Below are 6678 nucleotides of genomic sequence, written 5' to 3' on the forward strand. Positions count from 1 at the left end.
TTTCGAGCACCACCCAACGCAGTAATCGGGTTTCGTAATAAATAAATAGAGGTGCCCTTTATAGTGCTGCACCAAAATATTTCCCTTTAAACCACAGCGACACATTAACCAGCGCAATCAGTGCCGGAACCTCCACCAGAGGCCCGATCACAGCGGCAAATGCTTCACCGGAATTAATGCCGAACACCGCTACGGCAACCGCTATGGCAAGTTCGAAGTTGTTGCTTGCAGCAGTAAAAGCGAGTGTTGCGGTTTTCGGGTAGCCCGCACCAAACTTCCGTCCCATGTAGAACGAGAGCAGGAACATGATCACGAAGTAGATCAGGAGCGGTATGGCGATACGCACCACATCCATCGGTATTTTAACGATGTACTCCCCCTTGAGTGAAAACATTACAACAATGGTGAAGAGCAGCGCAACAAGCGTGAGCGGGCTGATGCGCGGGATGAATTCCGCCTCATACCACTCCTTGCCTTTCAGACGCATCAGCGTAAAGCGGGTGAGGAATCCGGCAATAAAGGGAATGCCGAGATAGATAAAGACCGACACGGCAATCTCACTGATTGAGATATCCACGGCAAAGGAGGTGATGCCAAGCCACTTCGGAAGCAGGGTCAAAAATATCCAGGCATAGAGCGGGAAAAAGAGCACCTGGAAGATCGAGTTGAATGCGACCAGACCGGCGGCATACTCTGTATCACCCTTTGCAAGTTCATTCCAGACAATGACCATCGCGATGCAGCGGGCAAGTCCGATCATGATAAGTCCGGCCATGTAGTGCGGCATATCCGAAAGCAGGAGCACGGCAAGCACAAACATCAGAATCGGGCCGATTATCCAGTTCTGCACGAGCGAAAGGGCCAGTACTTTTGTGTTGCGGAAGACGTCACCAAGCTCCTCATACTTGACCTTTGCAAGGGGTGGGTACATCATGACGATGAGCCCTGCGGCGATCAGCATGTTGGTTGTGCCGGGCTGAAAGAGGTTCCAGAAGCCGGGAATGGAGGGCCAGAGCCATCCTGAGAGCACCCCGGCACCCATGGCCAGAAAGATCCAGAGCGTCAGAAATCGGTCGAGAAACGAGAGCTGTTTTGCTGCAATAGCCATGGTTATTTGACGCTTAAATTCTCGTTATAGAACTGTCTGAAGCGCACGTTGATCTCGTCACGGACGCGGCGGAAAACGGCAAGTATCTCCTCTTTTGTGCCGGTTGCCTCAGCGGGGTCTTCGAACCCGATGTGCAGACGGTGTGTCACATCACCAATGAATGTCGGGCAGGACTCCCTGGCACCGTCGCAGACCGAAATGACATAGTCGAAAGTTTTTTCAAGAAACTCATCAACATTTATCGGCTTGTGTGTACTGATATCGACCCACTCTTCACGCATCACTTTTATCGCCATCGGATGCACGGCATCAGCCGGTTTGGTGCCTGCGGAAAAGACCTCAAGACTGGTGTCGAACGAACGGAGAAACCCCTCAGCCATCTGGCTGCGGCAGGAGTTTCCGGTACAGAGAATGAGAACTGATTTTTTCATGGTTAGTAGTAACAATTGTTAAGAAAAACGAACAATAAAGGAAGCGCTATAAATTGTCGTGAGCGGTTTTAAGATTTTTGAACCACGAAACAGACGAAATCACACGAAATTGTGTAGGGGCGATCCTGCGTGATCGCCCGTCAATGATGATATTTCTCTTCGTCCGTGCAGTCCCTGCTGTCCCTGAAGTCCTTGATCTCTTTTCAAAGCACCGCCCAACGCAGTAATCGGGTTTCGCAATACTATCTTGTTTAAAAAGTGACCTCTATAAATTGTCGTGAGCGGTTTGAGTACGAGGCGAACGGAGCGCAGAAACCGGAGTGTACAGGTTGTACATGAGGATTTCGAGCACCGCTCAACGAAGTAATCGAATCGTGCAACAAATTTATAGAGGTCAGCCAATTAAAGAACGAGATTAAACACATACCCCACCCCCACAATCCCCGCCGCAACAACCCCGGCGAACACCGCAATCAGTTGAGGTTTCAGCACCTTGCGCAGAATGATCATTTCGGGAGCCGACAGGGCGATGACGCTCATCATGAAGGCCATCACCGTGCCGAGTGCGGCACCCTTTCCGAGCAGCGCCTGCACAACAGGGAGAATACCCGCAGCATTGGAGTACATCGGCACTCCGATGAGTACGGCAACGGGAACCGACCACCAGACGCTTTTACCCATCAGTGCGGCCATAAAGTTCTCGGGAACATAGCCGTGAATGCCCGCTCCGAGTCCGACACCGAGCACAATATAGAGCCACACCTTGCCCACTATCTCCCGAACGTGGCGCACTCCCTCCTGGATACGAAAGGGGGTGCTCATCACTTCAACTTCCATCTCCGGGGAAACACTCTTCTCCTGAAGTTTCTGCACCCACTCCTCCAGAAAACGCTCCATTTTCAATTTGCCTATCACTATGCCTGCAATGATGGCAACAGCAAGACCCATACCGGAGTAGAGCAGGGCCACCTTCCAGCCGAACATGCCGAAGAGGAGCGCCAGGGCTACCTCATTGATCATCGGCGCCGAAATCAGGAACGAGAAGGTTACGCCGAGCGGCACACCCGCCTGAAGAAAGCCGATAAAGAGCGGAACTGCCGAGCAGGAGCAGAAGGGAGTTACAATGCCGAGTGCTGCGGCCATGATGTTTCCGACCCCGGTACGCTTACCCGAAAGCAGTGCCCTCGTCCGCTCCGCAGAGATAAAGGTGTGTACAACTCCCATCACAAACACCACAGCCGTCAGCAGAAGCAGCACCTTCGGTACCTCATAGATGAAAAAGAAGAGCGCCTCTCTGAAACGGTTCGCCCTGGTGATCCCTGCAACCTGAAGAGAGAGCGCGGCAAACCACTCCAGGTTACTGTAGAGCGCCATCCAGAGGAGTGAAGCCGCCAGAACGGCAGAGATCCATTTCAGGCTCTCTCTGCCGTCCGCCTTGCGGAGTTGTTGTTCAGGGCTTTGCATACGTATTCATGATTCGGGTTTACCAACTCAGTCGGTTAACAGCAGCCGCCGCTCTTCTTGTCATGACTGCCGTGGGTCCCGCAGCAGCACCCTTTCGGTTTGGCGTTGAGCATCTCCTTTATCTCTTCGCGTGAAGGTATCCGCCCTTTGCAGACCACCACTTCGTCAACCACAAGCGCAGGGGTCGAGATAACGCTGTATGCCATGATCTGCTGAAGATCCTCAACCTTTTCAACCGATGCCTCAATGCCCTCTGCGGCAATAACGGCCTTTACGATATCGACAAGCTGATTGCAGCTCGCACAGTCGCTGCCAAGTATTTTTACTCTTTTCATGGTTCTCTTTTTTTTAGGTGTTTATCGTAAATGAACGTTAAATAAGGGTGCTTCTATTTATTGTTGTGAGAAGCCCGGGGACAAGGCGGATGGAGCACAGAAACCGGAGTGTATAGGTTGTACATGAGGATTTCGAGCACCACCCAACGCAGTAATCGGGTTTCGGAACAAATAAATAGAGGTGCCCATAAACTGTCAGCCGCAATCGCAGTTATACTCCCTGTCAGCAATGAAAAACTGCCCGAAAAGAGCTTGAGCCTTCTGCCAGTTCTCCCGGTCTATGCAATACCGGACCTTCGGCGGGTTGATCTCCCCTGTGATAAGACCCGCATTGAGCAAAGCCTTGAGGTGCTGGGAGATGGTTGACTGCGCCATGGGAATCAGTTCGGTCAGTTCGCCCGTAAAACAGCAGGTCTGGCTGGCAAGCAACCGGAGTATCTTTACCCGCACCGGGTGGCCGATCGCCTTGGCAATCGAGGCAATAACCTCCTCCTCATTGCTGTAGTCAACCGTCAACAACGTTCTCTGCATAGGGGCGCCTTTATAAATTTGTTCCACAATTCGATTACTTCGTTAGGCGGTACTCGAACTGCTCACGATAATTTAACACTTTTGTCTTAGTTTATCGCAAATATACGATGAGCAGATTGAACAATCAAAAAAAAATGCATCCCGATTCTTCCCATTGTCATCCCGAACGAAGAGAGGGATCTCACCATGAGAGTGACCGGAACAGAGGTAACAATAGAAAGCTGTATGTAAAGTGTTATTTTACGTAAAATATTCTTTTACAGTCATGCAGTTTATTCTTGTTACCTACGACATAGAAAACGACCGGAGGAGAACGAAAATCCACAAGGTTCTTGAAGGGTTTGGAATAGCCGTGCAGTACAGTGTGTTTGAGTTCAAACCGGCAAATTTCCCACCACCCGATTTTTCTTGTTTGGAATAGCCGTGCAGTACAGTGTGTTTGAGTGCTTTCTTTCGGATGAAGATTATTGTTCTCTTCGTAATCGGCTGCAGAAGCTTATGGACCCGAAACATCCTCTCGACAGCATTCGTTACTATCAACTTTGCCACAGTTGTGTTGAACAGGTTGATGTTGACGGCAACCGTCCTTTTGAAATCGCAAGTCCCTTTATTATTTCCTGACTTACAGGTTTCTTTCCTGAAGTTGAGTCGCGTGATTTTTGTGGTTCGCCACTCCTTTTCCGAAACGTGTCACTGTTTTTGCATTCACCATTCAGCCGATAGCACTATGGGATGGCTATACAATCAGATGGCAATGCCTGAAACCATCTTTCAGGCGTGGTACAAGGTAGCTTCAAACGATGGGCGTCCCGGATGGGATAACAACTCCATCCAGGACTACTCCCTGCGACTTGAGGAGAATTTGCAGGCACTCTCGCACGCCCTTCTTGCGGGAACCTATAATCCGGGTCCGCTCCTGAAACTCGTGCTGCTGAAACCGGACGGCAAGGAGAGGGTGCTTCTGATTCCGGGTGTGATGGACAGGGTTGCCCAGACCGCCGCAGCCATTGTGCTCTCTCCGATCATCGAAGCCGAACTTGGCAACTGTACCTTTGCCTACCGGCCCGGCATATCACGTCAAGGGGCGGCAAAGGAGATTGACCGTTTGCATCGCGAAGGGTATCAGTGGGTGCTTGATGCCGATATCCGGAACTTTTTCGACAATGTTCGCCACGACCTGCTCTTTCAGCGGCTTGTTGAAATTGTTGATGACAAGGAGCTGATTGCCCTGCTTCACCGATGGCTCACCGCCGAAATTGTTGACGGAGTCAACCCTCCTTTTCGCAACACCATCGGCCTTCCCCAGGGATGCCCGATTGCTCCGGCACTTGCAAATCTATTTCTTGACCGTTTTGATGAGGCTATGGAAAAGGAGGGTTTCAAACTGGTTCGGTTTGCCGACGACTATCTGGTGCTCTGCAAAACCCGGCCCAAAGCCGAAGCCGCGCTCAAACTCTCCGAAAGCGTTCTTGCCGAACTCAGGCTTGAACTGCACAGCGACAAAACCCGTATCACCACATTTGCCGAAGGGTTCAAATATCTCGGCTATCTTTTTATTCGCTCTCTGGTGATTCCTACCAAAATGCACCCCGATGAGTGGTACGACAAACTTGGCAAGTTCAGGCTTCGCAAAAAAAGCGATCACATCCTTCCCGCTGACATCGACTCACTGAACGATGAAACAGCGCAGTACGAACTTGAAACCGAGAAGGGCGAAAAAATCGAACTGAGCAAAGAGGCTCTTCTTCAGACCGAGTTTGGCAGCAAGCTGCTTGAGAGCCTCGATGAAAAGCAGTTGAGTGTTGACAACTTTATCGACAAGGTTTCCCGACAGGATGAAAAGCTGCAAAAGGAAAAAAGCGAGGCGTTGAAAAAACTCTATTCACCCTTTCTCAACACCCTCTACCTGCAGGAGCAGGGGAGCGTTATGCGCAAGGATGAGTGAGACTTTGGGACGTTGTTTAATAAGAGAAGAAGTTGGTGTATCTTTTTTATATTACTTACGAATCATATTCTGTCAGCAAAACAAGCGAGGATGATACATGCCGAGAGGAGCGAGACTTGATGCGCCCGGAACATTGCATCATGTAATTATCCGTGGGATAGAGCGAGGTGCTATAGTTACCGATGATGATGACCGTAAAGAGTTTATGCGTCGCATGGGTACTCTTGCGAAGGGTTCCGGAACAGCAATCTATGCCTATGCGCTGATGACGAACCATCTGCACATCCTGCTCAAAAGCAGCGAGAGCGGACTCTCAACCTACATGCGCCGCCTGCTTTCCGGTTATGCTCAGTATTACAACCGTCGCCATAAAAGAGCAGGCCATCTTTTTCAGAACCGTTATAAATCAATTATCTGTGAAGAGGAGGCATATTTTGACAAACTGGTTGCCTATATCCATCTCAATCCACTGAAAGCAGGCATTGTCGATTCATTTGAGGAGCTTGCCCGATATCCCTGGAGCGGTCATGCGGTGCTGATGAAACGGATTAACCATGAGTGGTTTGACCGGGAGTATGTGCTGAGTTATTTCGGAAGTACGGAGGGGAAGGCACGAAGAGCATACGTTGTGTTTCTTGAGGAGGAGATGGGTGTTGATCGTGAGCAGGAACTGTCGGGGGGTGGTCTGGTTCGATCACATGGCGGTTGGTCGAACGTGCTGACGATGCGCAAGCAGGGGTTGAGGGAAAAGGGTGATGAACGGATACTGGGGAGTGGAGAGTTTGTGCAAACGCTGCTTGCAGAGGCCGAAGAGTCGGTTGATCATCAGCTATCTTCAGGTGAACGGTTGGAGCAGGTGCGAAA

General features: G+C 50.5%; 8 protein-coding genes and 1 pseudogene. 4 read left to right on the forward strand and 5 right to left on the reverse strand.

Going from position 1 to position 6678, the window contains the following annotated elements; translation table 11 throughout:
• Positions 1-58 precede the first annotated feature (58 nt).
• From arsB to BOO20_RS08900, 5 genes are all read right to left on the reverse strand, one after another.
• A complete protein-coding gene (gene arsB / locus BOO20_RS08880; RefSeq protein ID WP_076792164.1) occupies positions 59-1108 on the reverse strand; it encodes an ACR3 family arsenite efflux transporter in 1050 nt (349 codons plus the stop codon).
• 2 nt (positions 1109-1110) lie between these two features.
• Entirely contained in the window at positions 1111-1539 is a 429-nt protein-coding gene (locus BOO20_RS08885) for an arsenate reductase ArsC (protein WP_076792165.1), read from the reverse strand.
• 402 nt (positions 1540-1941) lie between these two features.
• Entirely contained in the window at positions 1942-3003 is a 1062-nt protein-coding gene (locus BOO20_RS08890) for a permease (protein ID WP_076792166.1), read from the reverse strand.
• Between the two features lie 35 nt (positions 3004-3038).
• Entirely contained in the window at positions 3039-3338 is a 300-nt protein-coding gene (locus tag BOO20_RS08895) for a thioredoxin family protein (RefSeq protein WP_076792168.1), read from the reverse strand.
• 195 nt (positions 3339-3533) lie between these two features.
• On the reverse strand, positions 3534-3869 hold the full coding sequence (locus BOO20_RS08900) for a helix-turn-helix transcriptional regulator (RefSeq protein ID WP_076792169.1): 336 nt from the start codon (positions 3867-3869) through the stop codon (positions 3534-3536).
• 265 nt (positions 3870-4134) lie between these two features.
• Here BOO20_RS08900 and cas2 (BOO20_RS13270) point away from each other — a divergent pair.
• From cas2 (BOO20_RS13270) to BOO20_RS08915, 4 genes and pseudogenes are all read left to right on the forward strand, one after another.
• Positions 4135-4242, forward strand: a pseudogene (cas2, locus tag BOO20_RS13270) (CRISPR-associated endonuclease Cas2); the annotation flags it as partial.
• A gap of 50 nt (positions 4243-4292) precedes the next feature.
• Positions 4293-4490 carry a CRISPR-associated endonuclease Cas2 gene (gene cas2, locus BOO20_RS13275; RefSeq protein ID WP_255372205.1) on the forward strand — a complete coding sequence of 66 codons (198 nt, stop codon included), beginning with the start codon at positions 4293-4295 and terminating at the stop codon, positions 4488-4490.
• Positions 4491-4617: 127 nt separating this feature from the next.
• Entirely contained in the window at positions 4618-5814 is a 1197-nt protein-coding gene (locus BOO20_RS08910) for a reverse transcriptase domain-containing protein (protein WP_233120935.1), read from the forward strand.
• A gap of 97 nt (positions 5815-5911) precedes the next feature.
• Positions 5912-6678 (forward strand): transposase (locus BOO20_RS08915; RefSeq protein ID WP_076791397.1); only part of this gene is annotated, 767 nt, incomplete at its 3' end.

This window comes from Chlorobium sp. KB01 (assembly GCF_001975465.1).
Lineage (GTDB): Bacteria > Bacteroidota > Chlorobiia > Chlorobiales > Chlorobiaceae > Chlorobium.

Excerpts from the sequence above, each read along its gene's own strand:
- arsB (WP_076792164.1), bottom strand. The coding sequence starts at position 1,108 with ATGGCTATTGCAGCAAAACAGCTCTCGTTTCTCGACCGATTTCTGACG.
- BOO20_RS08885 (WP_076792165.1), bottom strand. The coding sequence starts at position 1,539 with ATGAAAAAATCAGTTCTCATTCTCTGTACCGGAAACTCCTGCCGCAGC.
- BOO20_RS08890 (WP_076792166.1), bottom strand. The coding sequence starts at position 3,003 with ATGCAAAGCCCTGAACAACAACTCCGCAAGGCGGACGGCAGAGAGAGC.
- BOO20_RS08895 (WP_076792168.1), bottom strand. The coding sequence starts at position 3,338 with ATGAAAAGAGTAAAAATACTTGGCAGCGACTGTGCGAGCTGCAATCAG.
- BOO20_RS08900 (WP_076792169.1), bottom strand. The coding sequence starts at position 3,869 with ATGCAGAGAACGTTGTTGACGGTTGACTACAGCAATGAGGAGGAGGTT.
- BOO20_RS08910 (WP_233120935.1), top strand. The coding sequence starts at position 4,618 with ATGGCAATGCCTGAAACCATCTTTCAGGCGTGGTACAAGGTAGCTTCA.